Genomic DNA, 588 nt, shown 5'->3' with positions numbered 1-588 from the left:
ATCCCGCGCCTGGAAAAGGCCGTGCTGGAATCCGAGCAGCGCCGTCAGAAGCGCGCTGCGGAGGCGGCCACTGCCCTGGCGCGCCTGGTCACGCAGTTGCAGGACCTGGAGCCGCCCCGCGAGGTGCGCAAGGCGCTCAAGGCGCTGGGCAAGCAGCTGGAGGAGGCGGCCAGCCATCAGTACCTGCTGCCGGCCCTGCTCAGCCAGTTGAGCAATCTGCAGGCGCAGGCGCTGGCCGTGCAGCAGGCACCTGCGCAGGATCAACCCGGTTTGCTGCAGCGCCTGTTCGGCTCGCGCAGCGAGAGTGCCAGCGACGCGCCCGTGACACCGGCGCCCGCACCCGCCGCCGATGTGCCGCCAGCGGCAGAGCCCGCTGCGCCGGCGGTGCCTGTCGACGAGCCCTTGCCGGCCGCGCCTGTGCCTGCGTCAATTCCTGCACCTGCACCTGCACCTGTCGCCGAGGCCGCTGCCGGTGCGGCGCCAGTACGTCAGGAGGCCGCCGAGGTGCCAGCGGTACTCGACAGCCTGCCGGTACCGCCTGGCCTGGTCCCGCTGGATGACGAGGGTGATGGCCCGTTCTCCCTGCCC

The 588-nt window shown here is 72.3% G+C and carries 1 pseudogene; it reads left to right on the top strand.

The features are described from left to right. A pseudogene (locus J0A65_RS25230) lies at positions 1–588 on the top strand (hypothetical protein); the annotation flags it as partial.

The organism is Bowmanella yangjiangensis (genome assembly GCF_017255015.1).
Classification (GTDB): Bacteria; Pseudomonadota; Gammaproteobacteria; order Enterobacterales; family Alteromonadaceae; genus Bowmanella; species Bowmanella yangjiangensis.
Note: the sequence above shows the minus strand (reverse complement) of the source record. Positions and strands in the feature narration are given on the sequence as shown.